This window comes from Achromobacter sp. ACM02 (assembly GCF_014851605.1).
In the GTDB taxonomy this organism is placed as follows: domain Bacteria; phylum Pseudomonadota; class Gammaproteobacteria; order Burkholderiales; family Burkholderiaceae_B; genus Achromobacter; species Achromobacter aegrifaciens.
Map to the genome: position 1 here is coordinate 573,840 of NZ_JACUZY010000001.1, position 18,641 is coordinate 592,480.

The window sequence follows — 18,641 nt, forward strand, 5'->3', positions numbered from 1 at the left end:
CTATATATACCACCGCCAGGGAGCGTCCCTTACTGCGGGCCGAGCTTGCGGATCAAGGCGTCCAGCATCTCCAGTTCTTCAGTCCGCAAGTCCGTCAGAGGCGCGCGTACGGGACCCGCATCGTGACCGACCAATTTGGCGCCGGCCTTGACGATGCTGACGGCATATCCCGGCACGCGGTTGCGGATGTCGAGGTACGGCAGGAAAAAATCGTCCAGCAGGCGGTTGGTGGTGTCATGGTCGCCCGCGGCGATCGCGCGGTAGAAGTCCATGGCCATACGCGGCACGAAATTGAACACGGCCGACGAATAGACCGGCACGCCCAGCGCGCGGTAGGCGGCGGCATAGACCTCGGCCGTGGGCAGGCCGCCCAGGTAGGAAAAGCGGTCGCCCAGCTTGCGGCGGATGCGCACCATGGCTTCGATATCGCCCACGCCGTCCTTGAAACCCACCAGGTTGGGGCAGCGTTCGGCCAGTTGCGCCAGGCTGTCGGCCGAAAGGCGCGACTGTGCGCGGTTGTAGACGATGACGCCGATGTTCACGGATTTGCAGACCTGCTCGACGTGCGCCGCGATGCCCTGTTGCGAAGCCTCGGTCAGGTAGTGGGGCAGTAGCAGTATGCCCTTGGCGCCCAGGCGCTCGGCTTCTTGCGCGTAGGCGATGGCAGTGCGGGTCGGACCGCCCGCGCCGGCCAGGATGGGAACCTTGCCCGCGCAGGTCTGCACCGCGGTGCGGATGACGTCGGCGTATTCCTCTGGCGCCAGCGAAAAGAACTCGCCCGTGCCGCCGGCGGCGAACAGGGCGGTCGCGCCGTAGGGCGCCAGCCATTCCAGGCGCTGCGCATAGTTCCTGGCGTTGAAGTCGCCGTTCTGGTCGAAATCGGTGACGGGGAAAGACAGCAAGCCTTCCGAAACGATGTGCTTGAGTTCCTGCGGGGTGGTCATGTTGCGTTGATCCGTATGGGGCGCCATCGAACGGCAAAGTCTGCCGGCAGCCTGGTTAAGTGGTAAGTCATCGTACAACATGAAATATCGCCATTCAAGGCAAATTCATTGCCGTAGGCGCCGGGATAGGTGCATACCCGATAGGGATATATTTTGCTTTCCAATAATAATTTCATAGTTGTACGATGACTATGGTCTAGCCGGACGAAGCTGGCGCAGGTGCGCGCGGCGGCCGTTCCCAAAAGGCTGCGGCAGTGCGCCGGGGACGGCGTCCGCGCGCAAGATAATTCCAGAGGAGACTGCATGAACCCGAGCAAGAGACAATTCCTGGGCGGCGCTGCGGCGCTATGCCTGTCGCCGTGGTTGCCGGCATGGGCGCAGCCGGGCGACTGGCCGACGCGCGCGGTCCGCATCATCGTGCCTTACCCGCCCGGCGGCTCGTCGGACATCATCGCGCGCATCCTGGCGCCGCGCCTGGCCGACGCCCTGAAGCAGACCGTGGTGGTCGAGAACAAGCCTGGAGCCAATGGCAACCTGGGCGCCGGCCTGGTGGTGCAGGCGGCGCAAGAGGGCCATACCGTGCTCTTGTGCGACGTGGGGGCGCTGGCGATCAGCCCGTCCGTGTACACCAAGCTGTCTTTCGATCCGTCCAAGGACTTGCGCGCGGTCGGCATGCTGGCCTATTCGCCGCACGTGCTGGCCGTGCATCCCGACGTGCCGGCCAAGACGGTGACCGAACTGGTGGCCCTGTCGAAGAAGCAGCGCCTGAACTTCGCGGTCACGGCGATCGGCAGCGCGCCGCATCTGGCCGCGGTCGCCGTGCAGCAGGCGACGGGCGCGCAATGGGAGTATGTGCCCTACAAGGGCGGTTCGCAGGCGGTGACGGACACCATAGGCGGGCAGACCCAGGTCATCATGAATGGGTTGCTGGCCACGTTGCCCCACATCAAGGCCGGCAAGCTGCGGCCGATCGCGATCTCCAAGCGCGAACGCATGCAACTGGTGCCTGACATCCCCACCATTTCCGAACAGGGCGTGGCGGGCTTCGAGTCCGGCACCTGGCAAGGGGTGATGGCGCCCGTGACCACGACCGATCCCGTCGCCATCCGCTTGTCGGAACTGATGGCGCAGATCGTCAACCAGCCGGACGTGAAGGCGCAGTTGAACGAACAGGGCGCTGAAATCGTCACCCGCAATCCCGCCGAACTGGCGCAGTTCTTCAACAGCGAACGCGCGCGCTGGGCGTCGGTGGTGAAAAGCGCGGATATCCGGCTGGATTGACGGCGGGGCTGCCTGGACAGGCATTCAGGCGCGGGAGCACACTGGAATCATCCCGCGTCCGTCCAGGCCCCGGCGCGACGCGGGCCCGGGCTGCGCAGGCAACTTCGCGCGCGGCCGCAGACCAGGGGCAGAGGGGCTGCAGCCATGAAAATTCTTTGCGCCGCCGCGCTGCTGGCGGCGGCCTGCGGGCCAGCCGTCGCGCAAGGCGCCGGACCCGCGGTTCCCCAACCCCCGCCTTCGGCCCGCGTCATACCCGATGCCTGCGTCGGCGCGTCATGTCCCCGGCTGGTCAATCCGGGCGCTACCCAGGAACCCTGCCTGGGCACCGGTTGCGCCACCGCCGGCAGGCCGCCTGGCCCGCCCGCGCCGCCCTCCAGCGGACCGAGCCGGCAACCTGGCTGGATGAGCCCCGCGCCATCCCGCCTGCCGCCGATGCCGGCGCAGCGCGGCGTGCCGACGGGGCCGCTGACGCCTGCGCCGCCGTTGCCGGTGCCGAGGTGATGCGGGGGGATGGAAGGCGGCAAAACCTCATGGCGGTGCCGACCGCGCATCCGCCATCCGCATGTACGACCGATAAGGCTCCGCCTCAACCATGTCCCGCAGCAATTCACGCAGGATGTCCTGCACTATCTTCACCGCCTGCGTCAGCGGCCGGTTCGCTGCGGTAGCCAGCATCAGGCGGGTGGACAGGGCGGGATTGACGATCCTGCGGGCGACGAGCTGGCCGCTGTTCAATTCGCCTACCACCGCAGGCAGGGCCAGCACCGTGTGGGCCAGTCCGTTCAGGACGATTTCCTTCATCAGTTCCAGCGCGTCCATTTCGAACACGACATTCAGGGGCGCATCGGCCTGCGCTGCCGCCTGTTCCAGCGTGCGGCGCAGACCATGGCTGCGCGTGGGCAGCGCCAGGGGCAGATCGCCCAGCTGAGCGAAGTCGATGGAGGGCAAGGCCCGCGCGGCGGGGGACAGGTTCTGTGCGGGCGATACCAGCGCCAAGTCCAGCTCGGCCAGGGGATCGACCACCACGTGCTGGGAACGCCGCGCATCGTGCAGCACCGCGATGTCGACGCGGGCGTTGGCCAGCCATTCGTGCACATAGCCGCTGTAGCCGGTGATGACGTTGAGCTGGATGCGCGGATGGCGCTTCCAGACTGCCGCCACCAGCGGCATGCCGACCATGTGGGACAGCGTGGGCGTCAGGCCCAGCGTGACCTGGCCGGAGGGCGATTTCTGCTCGTCATGGAATTCGGTCACCACCCGCGCCATTTGCGCCAGCAAGGGGCGCAGGCTATCCAGCAGTTTCTCGCCTTCCGGGGTCAAGGACACGCCGCGGCCGTTGCGGTAGAGCAGGGCGCAGCCGCATTCGTCTTCCAGCTTTCTGACCTGGCGGCCCAGCGCCGATTGCGCGATGCCCAGCACCGAGGCGGCCTTGGAGAAGCTGCCCGAGTCGGCCACGTGGATCAGGTTTTCGATCTTGCGCAGGTCCATCGCGATGTCTCGCCGCCAGCGCTTGCGGGCGGCTCCTCCTTGTGTGCGTTTTTTGTATATCTGATAGGCACAGTATGCCTACATGGCCTGCCGCCAGCCACCCTAGAATTCCTGCGTATCAGACCCGCGCCTGCGCGCTTGCCCTTGGTTTCCTGCCCTCCATGACACCTGCTGCCGAACTGAACACGTCTTCCCACGCCTTGCTCGGGGTCTTCGCCCGCAACGGCATCGACCGGGTCTTCCTGGTCCCTGGCGAAAGCTATCTGGGCGTGCTCGACGCCTTGCACGATTTCGCCGGCATCGACGTGGTGACCTGCAGGCACGAAGGGGGCGCGGCATTCATGGCGTGCGCCGATGGCCGGTTGACGGGCCGCCCGGGCGTGGTCATGGTGTCCAGGGGACCGGGCGCGGCGAATGCAGCCATCGGCGTGCATGCCGCGCAGCAGGACGGCGTGCCGCTGATCCTGCTGATCGGGCAAGTGCCGCGCAAGGACCTGCGCAAGGAGGCCTTCCAGGAGATCGATTACCAGAAGATGTTCGGTTCGATCGCCAAATGGGTGCATGAGGTGGCGGCGCCCGAGGACGTGGCCTGGGCCGCTTTCAAGGCTTTGCGCGTGGCCACTTCGGGTACGCCAGGGCCAGTGGTGCTGGTGGTGCCGGAAGACGTCCAGCAGGCCTGCGTGCCGCAACCGGACTGGGTGGCCGAGCCGGCCAGTCCCGCGCAGCCGGCGCCCGCCGCGCTGGCGCGACTGCAAGCCTTGCTGGACGCCGCCCGCAAGCCGCTGATCATTGCCGGGGGCGCCTTCAACGCGCCGGGCGGCCGCGAAGCGCTGCGGCAGCTGGCGGAGCGGCACGGCATACCGGTGGCAGTATCGTTCCGCCAGCATGACTTGTTCCCCAACACGCATCCGCTGTACGCCGGCGACCTGGACCTGGCGACGCAGCCCGCGCAGGTGGAGGCGTTCGATTCCAGCGATCTGATCCTGGCTCTGGGCACGCGCCTGGGCGACATCACCACCCAGGGCTACACGTTTCCGGCCTATCCCAGGCCGTCGCAGACGCTGGTGCATTGCCATGCCGACGCGCATTTCGTGAACCAGCACTTTGCGGCGGACGTGGGCATCATCGCGGATCCGGTGGCTACGGCGCAGGCGCTGGCCGCGCTGCCGGCGGCGGACCGTGGCGGGCGCGAGGACTGGGCGGAATCCTTGCGCGCGATCCGCGAGCGCTCCGCCGCCTGGCCCGATCCAAAGGCCGACGATGGCGTGCCCTTCGTGTCGGTGGTGCGAGCGCTGGCCGAACAGGCGCCGCCGGACCTCATGGTTTGCCTGGACGCGGGCACCTTCGCGGCGCCGGTGTATCGCCACTTTCCCTTCGTCTACCCGCAACGGCTGATGGCCTCGCAATCGGGCGCCATGGGCTACGGCACGCCGGCGGCGATTGCCTCGCAGCTGCGCAATCCGCATGGCAAGGTGGTGTGCCTGGTTGGCGACGGCGGCTTCATGATGACGGGCAACGAGATGATGGCCGCGGCCGAGCGCGGACTGCCGGTGTTCTTCATCGTCTCCAACAACAATTGCTATGGCTCCATCCGCCTGCATCAGGCGCGCACCTATCCCGGGCGCTACGCGGGCACCAATCTGGCAAGTCCCGATTTCGCGATGATGGCGCGCGCCTTCGGCATGCAGACCGAGTATGTCACCCATCCGGACCAGGTGGCCGCGGCCATCGCCCGCGGGCTGGCCTCGGCCGCGCCGTACTTCGTGGAGGTCAAGACCAGCCTCGCCGCGATCCTGCCGGACGGCGCGGACAGCGCGGCCGGCATCGACCTTCTGGGGCGAGACCAGGCAGGGACTCAATCGCGGTAGCCAGGATCCTTCCTGTCCATCAGACGCACCATGGCCGGCCATTCCAGTTCGCCGAAGGGGCGGCGCGTTGTCGGCTGATACAGGTGCCAGGTCTTCTCGACGACCTCTGGCGGCGGCACGCATAGTTCGCGGTTGGCGGCCAGGGCGTCGACCTGCGCCTTGCAGGCCATCTCCAGCCAATACAGTGTGTTGAATGCCTGCGCGATGCTCGGGCCGGCGGCTAGCAGGCCGTGGTTGCGCAGGATCATCGCCTCGGACTGGCCCAGGTCCGCCACCAGGCGCGCGCGCTCGTCCAGGTCGATGGCCACGCTCTCATAGTCGTGGTAGGGAATCTTGGCGAAGCGCATGGCGGTCTGGGTCAGCGGCAGCAGGCCGCATTGCAGCGCCGATACCGCCATGCCGGCCCGCGTGTGGGTATGGATGACGCATTGCACGTCGTGGCGCGCGCCGTGCACGGCGCTGTGGATCACGTAGCCCGCAGCGTTGATGCCGTACTCGCCGGGATTGTCCAGCACGTTCCCGTCCAGGTCTATCCTGATCAGGCTGGAAGCGGTGATTTCGTCGTACATCATGCCGTAGGGATTGATCAGCAGATGGCCCTCGGGCCCGGGTATGCGCGCGGTGATGTGGTTGTAGATGAGATCGCTCATGCCAAAGTGGGACACCAGCCGGTAGCAGGCGGCCAGTTGAATGCGGGTGTCGCGTTCCGCGGGGCTCATGGCTTTTTGCATGGTTCGGGTCTCCGGTTCAGTCGCTGGCCTTGACGTTGAAATCGCGGACCACCTTGCCCCACGATTCGTATTCGGATTTCATCAGCGCGCCGAACTCGGCGGGCGTGGCGGTGGTGCGGACCTGGGCGCCCAGGTCCGCCAGCTTGTCGCGCACGGCGGGGTCTGCCAGCACGGCGTTGACCTCGACGGCCAGCTTCTGCTGGATCTCGGGCGGGATGCCGGCGGGCGCGATCAGGCCCAGCCAGGCGCCCATGTCGAAACCGGGGTAGCCCTGTTCGGCGACGGTGGGCACCTCCGGCAGGCTCGCGACCCGCTCAGGGGTGCTGACGGCGATCGCCTTCAGGCGTCCGGCTTTAACCAGGGCCAGCGAGGACACCATGGTGTCGAAGGTGGCGTAGGTCCGCCCGCCCACGATATCGGTCTGCGCCTGGCTGCTGCCTTTGTAGGGCACGTGGATCATGCTGGCGCCGGCCTTGGCCAGCAGCACCGAGGTCACCAGATGGCTGGTGGTGCCGACGCCGGTGGTGGCGTAGGTGTACTGGTTCGGTTTGGCCTTCACGGCAGCGAGGAAGTCCTGCAGGTTGTTGGCCGGATTGTCGGGGCTGACGACGAACAGGTAGGGCAGCCAGGTCAGCAGGCCGATGGGCGCGAAATCCTTGCGCGCGTCGTAGTTCAGGTTGGGATAGACATGCGGGTTGATGGCTTGCGGCGCGGACGCGCCGATCATGAGCGTATAGCCGTCGGGCTTGGCGCGCGCGCCCAGGCCGGCGGCGATGGAGCCGCCCGCGCCAGGCTTGTTCTCGACGATGAACTGCTGGCCCAGACGCTGCGCCAGGCGGTCGCCGACCATGCGGGCGACGGTGTCGGTGGCCGTGCCGGGCGGGAATCCGACCAGGATCGTGACGGGCTTGGAGGGATAGGGGGCTTGCGCCCAAGCCGGCCCGGCTGCGGCCCAGGCTGTGGCGGCCAGCATGGCGGCCAGCGCGGCTCGCCTTGTCGCATTGCGCATCGTAGTCTCCAGTCATTGTTCTGATGGCGGGAGAGCGCCTGCGCCTGCCCGCAACGGAACCGCGGTGGGCAGCCCGTCGCCGTTCAAGGTCGCACAAGGGCCCACCGCCTTCAATGGCGCTGGCGGCCAAGCAGATAACGCGAAATGGCAAGGATGGCGGACGCCGCGCGGGCGTCCGCCCAGGGGATCAAGCCGTCAGGCTGATCCAGGTCGTCTTCAGGTCGCTGTACTTGTCCAGCGCGTGCAGCGACTTGTCGCGGCCGAAGCCCGACTGTTTGACCCCGCCGAATGGCACGGTGATGTCGCCGTCGGCGTAGCAGTTGACCCACACCAGGCCCGCGCGCAGGCGGCGCGAGAGATGGTGCGCGCGCGACAGGTTGGCAGTCCAGAGCCCAGCGCCCAGGCCGTAGATCGAATCGTTGGCCAGCCGCACCGCGTCGTCCTCGGTGGCGAAGCGCTGCGCGGCCAGCACCGGGCCGAAGATCTCCTCGCGCACCAGGCTGCTGTCCTGGCTGGCGCAATCGAAAATCGTCGGTTCGATGTAGTAGCCCCCGGTGGCGCCCAGGGCCTGGCGCCCACCCATGCGCAACTGCGCGCCTTCGGCCGAGCCCGCTTCGATGCGGGCCAGCACGCCGCGCATCTGGCGTTCGTCGACCATGGCGCCCATGGCGGTGGCGGGATCCAGCGGATCGCCCGGTTGCAGGGGGGCGGCGTAGTCCGCGACCTTGGACATGAAGGCGTCGTAGATGCCGTCCTGCACATACAGGCGCGAGCCCGCGATGCAGACTTCGCCCTGGTTGGAGAAGATGGCCAGGGCCGCAGCCTGAGCGGCGCGGTCCAGGTCGGGGCAGTCCTCGAACACGATGTGCGGCGACTTGCCGCCGCACTCCAGCCACACGCGCTTCAGGTTCGATTGTCCCGAATACTCCATGAAGCGCTTGCCGGTGGCGGTCGACCCGGTGAAGGCGATGCAGTCCACATCGGGATGCAGGCCCAGCGCCTGGCCAGCCTGCGCGCCCAGGCCGGGCACCACGCTGAAGACGCCGGCGGGGATGCCTGCTTCCCCGGCCAGCGCCGCCAGCCGGATGGCAGACAGCGAGGCCTGTTCGGCCGGTTTGAGGATGACGCTGTTGCCGGCGGCCAAGGCTGGCGCGACTTTCCAGGCGGCCATCATCAGCGGGTAGTTCCACGGCACCACCGCCGCGACCACGCCCAGCGCTTCGCGCGTGATGGTGGCCAGCGCGTCCGGGCCGGTGGGGGCGATCTCGTCGTAGATCTTGTCGATCGCCTCGGCGTACCAGGCGTAGCAGCGCGCCGTCTCGGGTACGTCGAAGGCCAGCGCGTCGCGGATGGGCTTGCCCATGTCCAGCGTTTCCAGCAGCGCGAGTTCCTCGCGGTGCTCGTCGATCAGCGCGGCCAGGCGCAGCAGATGCTGCTTGCGCTGGCGCGGCGCCAAGGCGCTCCAGACGCCGGCTTCGAAGGCGCGGCGGGCGGCCTGCACGGCGCGGTCCACGTCGGCCGCGCCGCAAGACGCCACGTCGGCCAGCTTGCGCCCGTCTATCGGGCTGGTGGCGGGGAAGGTGGCGCCATCGGCCGCGTCGCAATAGGCGCCGTCGATGTAGGCCTGGCCATTGAAGGCGAGCGCGGCGGCGCGGGCGCGCCAGTAGGCGGCGTCCTGGGTCATGAGCGGACCTCCTGGGCGTTGGCGCGCGCCACCATGGCGTCGAGCAGCACGTTGCAGCCCGCTCCCAGGTCAGCGGGCTTGGCGTCCTCGATCTCGTTGTGGCTGACGCCGTCCTTGCACGGCACGAAGATCATGGCGGTAGGGGTGACGGCGGCCATGTAGACCGCGTCGTGGCCCGCGCCGGTGACGATGTCCATGGCGGCCAGGCCGCGGCGCGCGGCGCCGTCGCGCACCTTGCCGACCAGGTCCGGGTCGAACGGGGTGGGCGGGAAGTACTGCACGTGCTTCACGTCCACTTCCACGTTGTGGCGCTGGGCGATTTCGGCGCAGATTTCGTGCCAGCGCTGGTCCATGCGGGTGAGCGTGGCCTCGTCCTCGTGGCGCAGGTCCACCGTGAAACGCACCTGGCCCGGGATGACGTTGCGCGAACCGGGGTGCGCGTGGATTTCACCCACGGTGCCGCGGCCATGCGGCTGGTTATCGTTGGCAATGTCGACCACCGCCTGCAGCAGGAAGCTGGAGGCGTACAGCGCGTCGCGCCGGATCGGCATGGGGGTGGGGCCGGCATGCATTTCCATGCCGGTCACGGTCACGTCGTACCAGCGCAGGCCGAGCGACCCGGTCACCACGCCAACCACTTTTTCTTCATGCTCCAGGATCGGGCCTTGTTCGATGTGGGCCTCGAAATAGGCGCCCACCGGGCGGCCGCCCACGGGGTCCGTGCCGGCATAGCCGATGGCTGCCAGCTCGTCGGCCACCGACTTGCCGTCGCGGTCGGTCGCGGTCAGCGCCACTTCCAGCGGGAATTTGCCGGCGAATACGCCCGAACCCATCATCACGGGCACGAAGCGCGAGCCTTCCTCGTTGGTCCAGATGGCGACTTCCAGCGGCGCCTCCGTGACCACGCCGTGGTCGTTCAGGCTGCGCATGACCTCCAGGCCCGCCAGCACGCCATAGCAGCCGTCGAACTTGCCGCCGGTGGGCTGGGTGTCGATATGGCTGCCGGTCATGACCGGCGGCAGGTCATTGTTGCGGCCAGCGCGGCGGGCGAAGATGTTGCCCACCTGGTCCACGCGCAGCGTCATGCCGGCATCGCGCATCCAGCCGGTGACCAGGTCGCGGCCCTGGCCGTCCAGCGCGGTCAGTGCCAGGCGGCAGTTGCCGCCCTTGGCCGTGGCGCCGATCTGCGCCAGGTCCATCAGCGACTGCCACAGCCGCTGTCCGTTGATCGATATCGTCGTCATGTTGGAGTTCCTCTGTGTCAGTGGCTGGCGGCGGCATTGCGGGCCAGTGCGGCTTCGCGGATGCCCATCAGGGTTTCGCCCGGCGAAATGCCATTGGCGTCGTAACGGATTTCCAGAAGGGCCGGCATGTTTTCGCGTTCGGCAAAGGCCAGCGCGCGTTCGAATGCGGGACCGAAGCTGGCGGTGTCTTCCACGGCTTCGCCGTAGCCGCCGTAGCCGCGGATGATCTGCGTGAAATCCGGGTTCTCGAAGGACAGGGCGATGGTGCGCGCCGGGAACTCGCGTTCCTGGTGCGCGCGGATGGTGCCCCAGATGCCGTTGTTGAACACCAGCACCACCACGCCCAGGCGGTATTGCAGCGCCACGCCGAGTTCCTGCATGTTCATCTGGAAGCAGCCGTCGCCGGCATAGCAGACCACCGTGCGCTTGCGGTCTTCCAGCTTCGCCGAGATCGCAGCCGGCAGGCCGTAGCCCATGGAGCCCACGGTGGGCGTGAGGCTGGTGCCGGGGCCGGCATAGCGGCGGTAGCGGTGGGGGTACAGCGCATAGTTGCCCGCGCCCACGGTGATGCAGGCGTCGGCCGGCACGTGCGCGTCGACGTAGGCGGCGGCCTGGTCCAGGCTCATCGGCCCGGGCGATGGCAGCGGCGCAAGGCTGTCAACCAGTTCCTGGTGCGCGGCGCGCACCGCCTCGCCGCGCGCCGTCTTGTGGCCGGGGACCAGGCCCGCCACGCTGGCGGCGAAGCTGGCCACGTCCGCCACGATGGCCTGGGTCGGCGAGAACACGCGGCCCAGTTCGGCGGCGTCCGGATACACGTGGATCAGTTGCTGGCGCGGCAGCGGGCTTTCGATGACGGTATACCCTTCGGTCGTGGCCTCGCCCATGCGCGTGCCCACGGCCAGCACCAGGTCGGCGTCGTGCAGGCGCTGGCGCAGCTCGGGCGTCATGGCCCAGCCGACGTGGCCGGCGGCGTTGGGGTGGCGCTGGTCGAAGCACTCCAGGCGGCGCCAGGCCGTGCCTACCGGCAGCTCGAAGCGTTCGGCGAAGCCGGCGATCTGGTCGATGGCGGTCTGGTGCCAGCCATTGCCGCCCAGCAGCAGGAAGGGACGTTCGGCAGCGTCCAGCAATTGGGTCATGCGGGCCAGGTCGGCGGTGCCGGGGTGGCTGTGCACGCGCGGGTAGCGCGGCAGGTCGGCCACGCGGGCGCGGCCCCACAGCGTGTCCTCGGGCAGCGCCAGCACCACGGGGCCGGGACGGCCGCTGGTGGCAATTGCGAAGGCGCGCGAGATGTACTCGGGGATGCGGTCGGTGCGGTCGATCTGCGCCACCCATTTGGCCATCTGGCCGAACATGCGGCGGTAGTCGATTTCCTGGAAGGCTTCGCGCTCCATGAAGTCGTTGCCCACCTGGCCCACGAACAGGATCATCGGGGTCGAGTCCTGGAAGGCGGTATGCACGCCGATGCTGGCGTTGGTGGCGCCCGGGCCCCGCGTGACGAAGCAGATGCCGGGTTCGCCGGTCAGCTTGCCATAGGCTTCGGCCATGTAGGCCGCGCCGCTTTCCTGGCGGCAGACGATGGCCTCGATGGCATCGGTGTGGTCGTTCAGCGCGTCGATGCAGGGCAGATAGCTTTCGCCGGGGATCATGAACACGCGGCGCGCGCCATGGATGCGCAGCTGCTGCATCAGGATCTGACCGCCATTGCGTTCGGGAATTGCTGCTGACGTCATGCGGAGTCTCCTTGTTGCGGGACGGCCTGCGCGCGGCGCTCGGCGGCCCATCGTTCGAATTGGTGATGGCGCGCCAACAGACGGCGCGCGGTGTTGTAGACAGGCGGATCGATGCGCTCGGCGTCGTGGCGGCCGGCGCGCTGGGCTTCATAGCGGGCGACGCAATCATGGGCCGCCATGACTTCGTCCGGGGCGGGCGTGAACACCGCGTGGATCAGCTTGACCTGGTCGGCCACGGTGGCGCACTTGGACTTCAGGCCCATGCGGCGGGCCCAGCGCACATCGGCTTCCAGCGCCGGCATGTCGCGGTAGTTGAAGGGGCAGTCGATGGGCAGGCAGCCGGCCGCCGTGCAATCCAGCAGGAAGCGGGCGCGCAGGTGATGCAGTTCGATGCCGTCCTTGCCGCGTTCGGCGCCCAGGCTGGCGGTCAGGTCCTCGGCGGCCAGCAGGCAGGCGGACACGCGCGGGCTGGCGGTCAGGATGTCATAGGCGCGGTGCACGCCCAGCGCGGACTCCAGCGTGGGCACGATCTCGGTGCTGCCGGCGGGCAGGCCCAGTTCGGCTTCCAGCGCGGTGATCGCCTGGTCCAGCGCGGCGATCTGCGCCGCGCTTTCGGCGTGGGGCAGGAACACCGCGTCCGGCGCGCCCGGCATCACGCCGCGCAGGTCCGCCAGGCCGTCGTCTTCGAGCTTGTTGATGCGCACCGCGGCCACCACGCCCAGGGCGCGGCAGCGGCCGAACAGTTCGGCGATGATGGGGCGCGCGGCTGGCCGGTCCGCCGGGGCGGTGAACTCTTCCAGGTCCGCGACCAGCGCATCGGCGCCGCTGGCCAGGCCGTCGGCCTGGGCGTTGGGGTCGAATCCGGGCACGAACATCCAGCTGCGGCGCAGGAAGGGGGGACGGCGGGAGGGGGTAATAGGGGTCATTGCACGTGCCTCGGCAGGAACAGCACCAGTTCAGGTACGAAAGTCAGCAGCAGCATGACCGCGGTCATGGCCAGCATCATCCAGGACAGAGGACGCAGGGTCTGCATCATGTTGATGCCGCCGATCTTGCACGCGGCCATCAGGTCGACCCCGACGGGCGGCGTGTTGGCGCCAATGGCCATGTTGATCGACAGCAGGATGCCGAAGTGCACCGGATCGATGTTGTAGTGCGCCAGCACCGGCATCACGACCGGGGCCACGATGATGATGACCGGGATCGCTTCCATGAAAGTGCCCAGGAGCAGCAGCACCACGGTCAGCACCAGCAGCACGGCGGTCTTGCTGTCGGTCCATTCGACCAGCAGCGTGGACAGCGCCTGCGGCACCTGCTCGGCCACCAGCACCCAGGCGAACAGGCCCGACGCGCCGATGATCAGCAGGATGGATGCGCTGCTTTCGCCGGTGGACTTGAGGTTGTCCCACAGCGACTTCAGGCTCAGCGTGCGATACCAGAAGAAGCCGATCAGCAAGGCGTAGATGATGGCGCTGGAGGCCGCCTCGGTGGCCGTGAAGATGCCGAAGCGGATGCCGCCGATGATCAGCACCGGCACCATCAGCGCGGGCAGGGCGTCGACGGCGGCGGCGCGCAGTTCCGGCCAGCTGAACGGCTGGCCGCCGGCCCAGTTGTGCTTGCGCGATTGCCAGATCGCCACGCCGATCAGCGACAGCCCAAGCAGGATGCCCGGAATGATCCCGGCCACGAACAGCTTGCCCACCGAGGTGTCGGTGATGGTGCCGTAGACGATCAGCACGATGCTGGGCGGAATGATGGTGGACGTCGCGCCGGCGCTGCCGACCAGGGCGCAGGAAAAGCCCTTGTCGTAGCCGCTGCGGGCCATGGCGGGCAGCAGCAGGCTGCCGATGGCGACCACGTCGGCCACGCCGGAACCGGACAGCGCGCCGAACATCAGGCAGGCCAGCACGGCCACCACCGCCAGGCCACCCTTGATGTCGCCGACGATGGCGGCGCACAGGCGCACGATGCGCTGGGTCAGGCCGGCGCCGTTCATCAGCTGCGCGGCCAGGATGAACAGCGGAATCGCCAGCAGCGTGAAGCTGTCCAGCCCCACCACATACTGTTGCGCCGCCACCATCATGGGCGCGGAGTCGAAGACCGCCAGATAGGCCAGGCAGGACAGCACCAGGCCGAAAGCGATGGGCATGTCGATCAGCACCGTGATCGTGAACACGCCCATCAGGAAGAGAGCACCCGTAGACATCTTGTTAATCCTTTGCAGCGGCGGGAGCGGAAGAGAACAGCTGCGCCAGGTGCACCACGATGGTGATGGCGCAGGCGAAAGGCAGCGCCAGGTAGACGGTGCCGGCGGACACGTCCAGCGCGGGCAGGGTCTGGTCCATGGTCAGCTCGGCCAGCTGCCAGCCGGCATAACCCAGCGCCGCCAGGCCGACGATGATGAGCGCCTGGTTGATGCGTTCAAAGGCGTTGAGGATCCGGGGATTGCGCACCACGAACGGCAGCAGCCCGGCCATCAGGTGCGAACGCTCATGGCTGCAGACGACGCCGCCGATGAAGGCCGACCACACCAGCACCAGCCGCGGCAGTTCCTCGGCCCAGTGCGGCGTGGTGTGGGTGACGAAGCGGGCGAACACCACGTAGGAGATCAGGATCGCCAGCAAGGCCACCGCCAGGGCGGCGAAGGCCTTGCTGATGCCCGACAGGATCGCGGACAGTCGGTTGAGCATTACTTGGCCTCGCGGTACTTCTGCACCAGCGCCATCAGCTCGGGGCCGTAGGTGACCGAGTAGGTTTTCCACACCGGCTCCACCGCGGCGGCGAAGGCGGCCTTGTCGACTTCGTTGACCTGCATGCCCTTGTCCTTCAGCTGGGCGATGTATTGCTGGTCGCCGTCGGTGATCATCTGGCGCTGGGCGTCGCGCCACTTGTCGGCGGCGGCCTGCACGATCTTCTTGTCCTCGGCCGAGAGGCGGTTCCACACCGGCTTGGAGATGATCAGGTTGGCCGGACCCCAGACGTGGCCGGTCAGCGACAGGTACTTCTGCACCTCGAAGAAGGAAGAGGTGTAGATGATGGACAGCGGGTTCTCCTGGGCGTCGAACACCTTCTGCTGCAGGGCCGAATACAGTTCGCCGAAGGCCAGCGGCGCGGGGTTGGCGCCCAGCGCGGTAAAGGTGTCCAGGCGCATCTTGTCGGGCGTGACGCGGGTCTTCAGGCCGGCCAGGTCGGCGGGTTTGGCCACCGCGCCGCGGTTGTTGGTGACGTGGCGAAAGCCGTTTTCCCACCACGAGATGATGGTCAGGTTCTTCTTGTCGGCCAGCTTGGCCAGCGCCTCGCCCAGTTCGCCGTCGAAGGCCTTGTAGGCCTGTTGCGAGGTCGACCAGGTATAGGGCAGCTCGACCACGCCGAACTTGGGTTCGATGGGCTGCAGCGAGCCCGAGCCGATGATGGCCGCGCCCTGGCTGCCGATCTGCAGGCCTTCGAGCATGGTCTTTTCATTGCCCAGCTGGCCGCTGGGGAACAGCACGAAATTGACGCGGCCGGCGGTCTTTTCCTTGACCTCGGCGGCAAAGCCTTCGGCGGCCTTGTTCCAGCTGTGGCTGGGCGCCAGCACGTGGCCGAGCTTGATATCCAGGGCGTGGGCCGACAACGGCGCGAGGCCGGCGAGGGCGAGCAGGGCGGCGGCCAGCAGGGCCGGTTTCTTTTGAGGAGCGGTGGTCATGGCGGAACTCCGGGAGCAGGGGGGATGGGTAGGGTCAGTAGGATTGGGCGCGCATCGAAGCGGGCCGTCCGGGCAGGGCGATGCGGGTGCCGGTGTCGCTCAGGCCGTGGTCGCCCACGGCCAGAACCTGCATTTCGGCATCGAGGAAATTGCCGACATAGAGGTAGCGGCTGTCGGGGCTGAAGGCCAGGCCCTCGGGCAGCGCGCCGACTTCGATGGCGCCGGCGCGGGTCACGGACTGCCCGTCGATGCGCAGCAATACGATCTGTCCGCGCGGGTGGTGGAACCAGACGCTGGACGGGTTGTTGGAACCTTGCACGATGGCGACCGCGGCATGGCGGCCGTCGGGACTGATGGCGATGCCTTCGGGGCCGTCCTCGACCATGACGCGGTCGATCACGCGCGGCGGATCGGCGCGCAGGTCCACCACGCTGACCGAATCCGCGTGGCCGTCCGACGCGGTCGGGCTGCCCATGTCCACCACCAGCGCCAGCGCGCCGTCGGGCGACACCACCAGGTTGAACGGCACCAGGCCGGTGGTCAGGTCCTCGGCCGGATCGTGGGTCACGATGGGGGCCGCGCCGCTCTCGTCGATGCGCAGCACGCCCAGGCGATGGCTGTCGGTCTTGACCACGAAGGCGCGGCGGCCGTCCGCGGAAAATGAAACGGCCACCACAGGGGTGCCTACGTCCACTTCGCCGCAGACCTCGGCGCGCTTGCCCGCGATGCGCAGCACCGACACCGAGCGGCCGGCCTTGTTGGCCACCAGCGCCAGCGTGCCGGCGCGGTTGATGGACAGGCCGGAGGGCTGCAACCCGACCTCCAGCCGCTGCACAATGGCGGGCGGGCTGGCTTGCAGGTCGATCACGTACAGGCCGCGGCCCGGCTTGGGCTGCCAGCCGGCGCCGTCGGCGCGCGCGGGCCAATCCATCGAATCCGCGATCAGGCCCAGGCGCTGGTCGGGCGTGACGGCCAGGTTGACCGGCGGGCCGAACAGGGAGTTGGGCAGGGACAAGGTGGCGACCAATTCCGGCGCGGCGGGATTCGCGCCGGCGTCGTAGACGCACAGGCTGTCATTGCCCGGGGCCAGGAAACGGATCTGGCCGTCGTCCCAGGTGACTTTCTGGTCGTTGCCGACCAGCAGCAGGTGGCGGGTGGCGGGTGTGGTCATGCCGCGAGCTCCTGCGCCTGCGGTACCGCCAGGGTGGCGCCGATGAGCTGCCGCGTGTACGGGTGGACCGGCTCGAAGTAAACCTGGCTGGCAGGACCGCGTTCGACCACGCGGCCGCCTTGCAGCACCACGATCTCGTCGGCAATGTGCTGCACCACGGCCAGGTTGTGGCTGATGAACAGATAGCCCAGGCCGCGTTCGCGCTGCAGCTCCATCAAAAGGTTCAGGATCTGCGCCTGCACCGATACGTCCAGCGCCGAAGTGGGTTCGTCGCAGATCAGCAACTGCGGCTCCAGCATCAGGGCGCGCGCGATGGCCACGCGCTGGCGCTGGCCGCCGGACAGCTCGCGCGGATAGCGCGCGGCGAAGGCCGGCACCAGGCCCACGGCGTCCATCATGCGGCGCACCGACGCGGCCTGGGAGGCCGCATTGCCGATGCCATGCGTGCGCAGCGGCGCGGTCAGTATCTCGCTGATGGTGCGGCGCGGGTTGAGCGAGGAATACGGATCCTGAAACACCATCTGGATGCGGCGGGCGCGGGCGCGGGCCGGCATCGCGGCCAGCGGCTTGCCGTCCAGCAGCGCCTGGCCCTGGGTCGGCGCCAACAGGCCCAGCATCAGCTTGGCGATGGTGGACTTGCCGCTGCCGGATTCGCCCACCAGGCCGATGGTCTGGCCGGCGGGCACGTGCAAGTCGATGTCATGCAGGATGCGCGGCGCGGGCCGGCGCGAGAACAGGCCGGCGCGGCCATACTGGAAGCACAGCGCGTTCAGGCTGATGCTGGCGGAAGTGGCGGTCGGGCTGCTCATGCCGTGGCTCCTAGGCGCAAGGCGCCGGGTTTGATGCACAGGCAGCGGTGTCCGCCCTGCACGCGCGCGGGGAAGGGCTGGGCACAGCGGGCTTCGGCCGCCGGGCAGCGCTCGCGGAAGGCGCAGCCGCGGATGGCGGTGTCCAGCGAGGGGACGGCGCCGGCGATGGTGGGCAGGTCGGCGCGCGGCGCGGTGCGTCCGGGCTGGGGGATGCAGTTCAGCAGCATCGCGGTATAGGGATGGCTGGGTTGCTCCAGCACTTCGCGCACGCTGCCGCCTTCGACGATGTCGCCCGCGTACATGACGATGACATGGTCGGCGATGCGCGCCACCAGGCCCATGTCATGGGAGATGAACACCATGCCCAGACCGAACTCGGCCTGGATGTCGCGCAGCAGGTCCAGCAGCTCGGCCTGCACGGTGACGTCCAGCGCGGTGGTGGGCTCGTCGGCGATCAGCAGCTCGGGACCGCACATGAGCGCCATTGCGATCATGACGCGCTGGCGCAGTCCGCCCGAAAGTTCAAAGGGGTACTGCCGCATGCGGTCGCGGGGATTGGCGATGCCGACGCGGCGCAGCAGGTATTCGGCGCGCTCCTCGGCCGCGCGCCGGCTGACACGCTTGTGCCGGCGCAGCACGTCGACCAGCTGGGTGCCGATGGGGAACACCGGGTTCAGCGAGGTCATCGGATCCTGGAAGATCATGGCGATGCGCGCGCCGCGCAGCTGCGCCAGTTCGGCCGGCGTGAGCGCCGCCAAGTCCTGGCCGGCGAACTCCAGCTTCGCCACGCGGCGGCGCGCGGCCGCCGGCAGCAGGTCCAGCAGCGCCAGCGCGGTCAACGATTTGCCGCAACCCGATTCGCCCACGATGCACAGTGTCTTGCCGCGCTCCAGGCTGAAGTCCACCGCGCGCACCACGTGCTTGACGTGGGTGGGCGTCTGGATGTCGATGTGCAGATCCTGGACCCGCAGCAGGGGATGGCTGGTATCGGTCATGG

Annotated in this window: 17 protein-coding genes; 3 read left to right on the forward strand and 14 right to left on the reverse strand. The window is 68.3% G+C overall.

Features of this window, described 5'->3' with window-relative positions:
• Window positions 1-29: 29 nt before the first annotated feature.
• Entirely contained in the window at window positions 30-944 is a 915-nt protein-coding gene (kdgD, locus tag IB258_RS02655; protein WP_054454508.1) for a 5-dehydro-4-deoxyglucarate dehydratase, read from the reverse strand.
• 303 nt (window positions 945-1,247) lie between these two features.
• On the opposite strand from kdgD, the gene IB258_RS02660 reads away from it, so the two are divergent.
• Together IB258_RS02660 and IB258_RS02665 are read left to right on the forward strand one after the other, a co-directional pair.
• Complete coding sequence (locus IB258_RS02660) at window positions 1,248-2,225, forward strand: tripartite tricarboxylate transporter substrate binding protein (RefSeq protein ID WP_192327755.1); 978 nt, start codon at window positions 1,248-1,250, stop codon at window positions 2,223-2,225.
• A gap of 144 nt (window positions 2,226-2,369) precedes the next feature.
• Window positions 2,370-2,726, forward strand: coding sequence for a hypothetical protein (locus IB258_RS02665; RefSeq protein WP_082401004.1), 357 nt, complete (start codon window positions 2,370-2,372; stop codon window positions 2,724-2,726).
• A 27-nt stretch (window positions 2,727-2,753) separates the two neighbouring features.
• Here IB258_RS02665 and IB258_RS02670 read toward each other — a convergent pair whose 3' ends face one another.
• Complete coding sequence (locus IB258_RS02670) at window positions 2,754-3,713, reverse strand: LysR family transcriptional regulator (protein WP_192352092.1); 960 nt, start codon at window positions 3,711-3,713, stop codon at window positions 2,754-2,756.
• A gap of 161 nt (window positions 3,714-3,874) precedes the next feature.
• On the opposite strand from IB258_RS02670, the gene IB258_RS02675 reads away from it, so the two are divergent.
• The gene (locus IB258_RS02675) at window positions 3,875-5,581 is read left to right on the forward strand and encodes a thiamine pyrophosphate-dependent enzyme (protein ID WP_192352093.1); all 1,707 of its coding nucleotides are present in this window, start codon (window positions 3,875-3,877) and stop codon (window positions 5,579-5,581) included.
• Here IB258_RS02675 and IB258_RS02680 read toward each other — a convergent pair.
• The 12 genes from IB258_RS02680 to IB258_RS02735 all read right to left on the reverse strand — a co-directional run bounded on the left by IB258_RS02680 (window position 5,569) and on the right by IB258_RS02735 (window position 18,639).
• Window positions 5,569-6,312, reverse strand: a complete 744-nt coding sequence (locus tag IB258_RS02680) for a class II aldolase/adducin family protein (protein ID WP_054454502.1) — start codon at window positions 6,310-6,312, stop codon at window positions 5,569-5,571. The genes IB258_RS02675 and IB258_RS02680 overlap by 13 nt on opposite strands.
• Before the next feature lie 16 nt (window positions 6,313-6,328).
• Window positions 6,329-7,321 carry a tripartite tricarboxylate transporter substrate binding protein gene (locus IB258_RS02685; RefSeq protein ID WP_119451503.1) on the reverse strand — a complete coding sequence of 331 codons (993 nt, stop codon included), beginning with the start codon at window positions 7,319-7,321 and terminating at the stop codon, window positions 6,329-6,331.
• Between the two features lie 187 nt (window positions 7,322-7,508).
• Window positions 7,509-9,005: an aldehyde dehydrogenase gene (locus IB258_RS02690; protein ID WP_192352094.1), complete on the reverse strand. Its 1,497-nt coding sequence runs from the start codon at window positions 9,003-9,005 to the stop codon at window positions 7,509-7,511.
• Complete coding sequence (locus IB258_RS02695) at window positions 9,002-10,249, reverse strand: Zn-dependent hydrolase (protein WP_192352095.1); 1,248 nt, start codon at window positions 10,247-10,249, stop codon at window positions 9,002-9,004. Before IB258_RS02695 ends, IB258_RS02690 begins: the two co-directional genes overlap by 4 nt.
• A gap of 17 nt (window positions 10,250-10,266) precedes the next feature.
• Window positions 10,267-11,979, reverse strand: a complete 1,713-nt coding sequence (locus IB258_RS02700) for a thiamine pyrophosphate-binding protein (RefSeq protein WP_192352096.1) — start codon at window positions 11,977-11,979, stop codon at window positions 10,267-10,269.
• The gene (locus tag IB258_RS02705) at window positions 11,976-12,905 is read right to left on the reverse strand and encodes a CoA ester lyase (protein WP_054454493.1); all 930 of its coding nucleotides are present in this window, start codon (window positions 12,903-12,905) and stop codon (window positions 11,976-11,978) included. Before IB258_RS02705 ends, IB258_RS02700 begins: the two co-directional genes overlap by 4 nt.
• Window positions 12,902-14,185: a TRAP transporter large permease gene (locus IB258_RS02710; protein WP_088157399.1), complete on the reverse strand. Its 1,284-nt coding sequence runs from the start codon at window positions 14,183-14,185 to the stop codon at window positions 12,902-12,904. The genes IB258_RS02705 and IB258_RS02710 overlap by 4 nt, the downstream gene beginning before the upstream one ends.
• Window positions 14,186-14,189: 4 nt before the next feature.
• Window positions 14,190-14,669 (reverse strand): TRAP transporter small permease, encoded by a 480-nt coding sequence (locus tag IB258_RS02715; RefSeq protein WP_054454489.1) that lies wholly within the window; start codon window positions 14,667-14,669, stop codon window positions 14,190-14,192.
• A complete protein-coding gene (locus IB258_RS02720; RefSeq protein WP_054454487.1) occupies window positions 14,669-15,664 on the reverse strand; it encodes a DctP family TRAP transporter solute-binding subunit in 996 nt (331 codons plus the stop codon). Before IB258_RS02720 ends, IB258_RS02715 begins: the two co-directional genes overlap by 1 nt.
• Before the next feature lie 34 nt (window positions 15,665-15,698).
• The gene (locus IB258_RS02725) at window positions 15,699-16,835 is read right to left on the reverse strand and encodes a YncE family protein (protein WP_192352097.1); all 1,137 of its coding nucleotides are present in this window, start codon (window positions 16,833-16,835) and stop codon (window positions 15,699-15,701) included.
• Window positions 16,832-17,644 carry an ATP-binding cassette domain-containing protein gene (locus IB258_RS02730; RefSeq protein ID WP_054454483.1) on the reverse strand — a complete coding sequence of 271 codons (813 nt, stop codon included), beginning with the start codon at window positions 17,642-17,644 and terminating at the stop codon, window positions 16,832-16,834. The genes IB258_RS02725 and IB258_RS02730 overlap by 4 nt, the downstream gene beginning before the upstream one ends.
• Window positions 17,641-18,639 carry an ABC transporter ATP-binding protein gene (locus IB258_RS02735; protein WP_175180920.1) on the reverse strand — a complete coding sequence of 333 codons (999 nt, stop codon included), beginning with the start codon at window positions 18,637-18,639 and terminating at the stop codon, window positions 17,641-17,643. Before IB258_RS02735 ends, IB258_RS02730 begins: the two co-directional genes overlap by 4 nt.
• Between the last annotated feature and the right edge of the window lie 2 nt (window positions 18,640-18,641).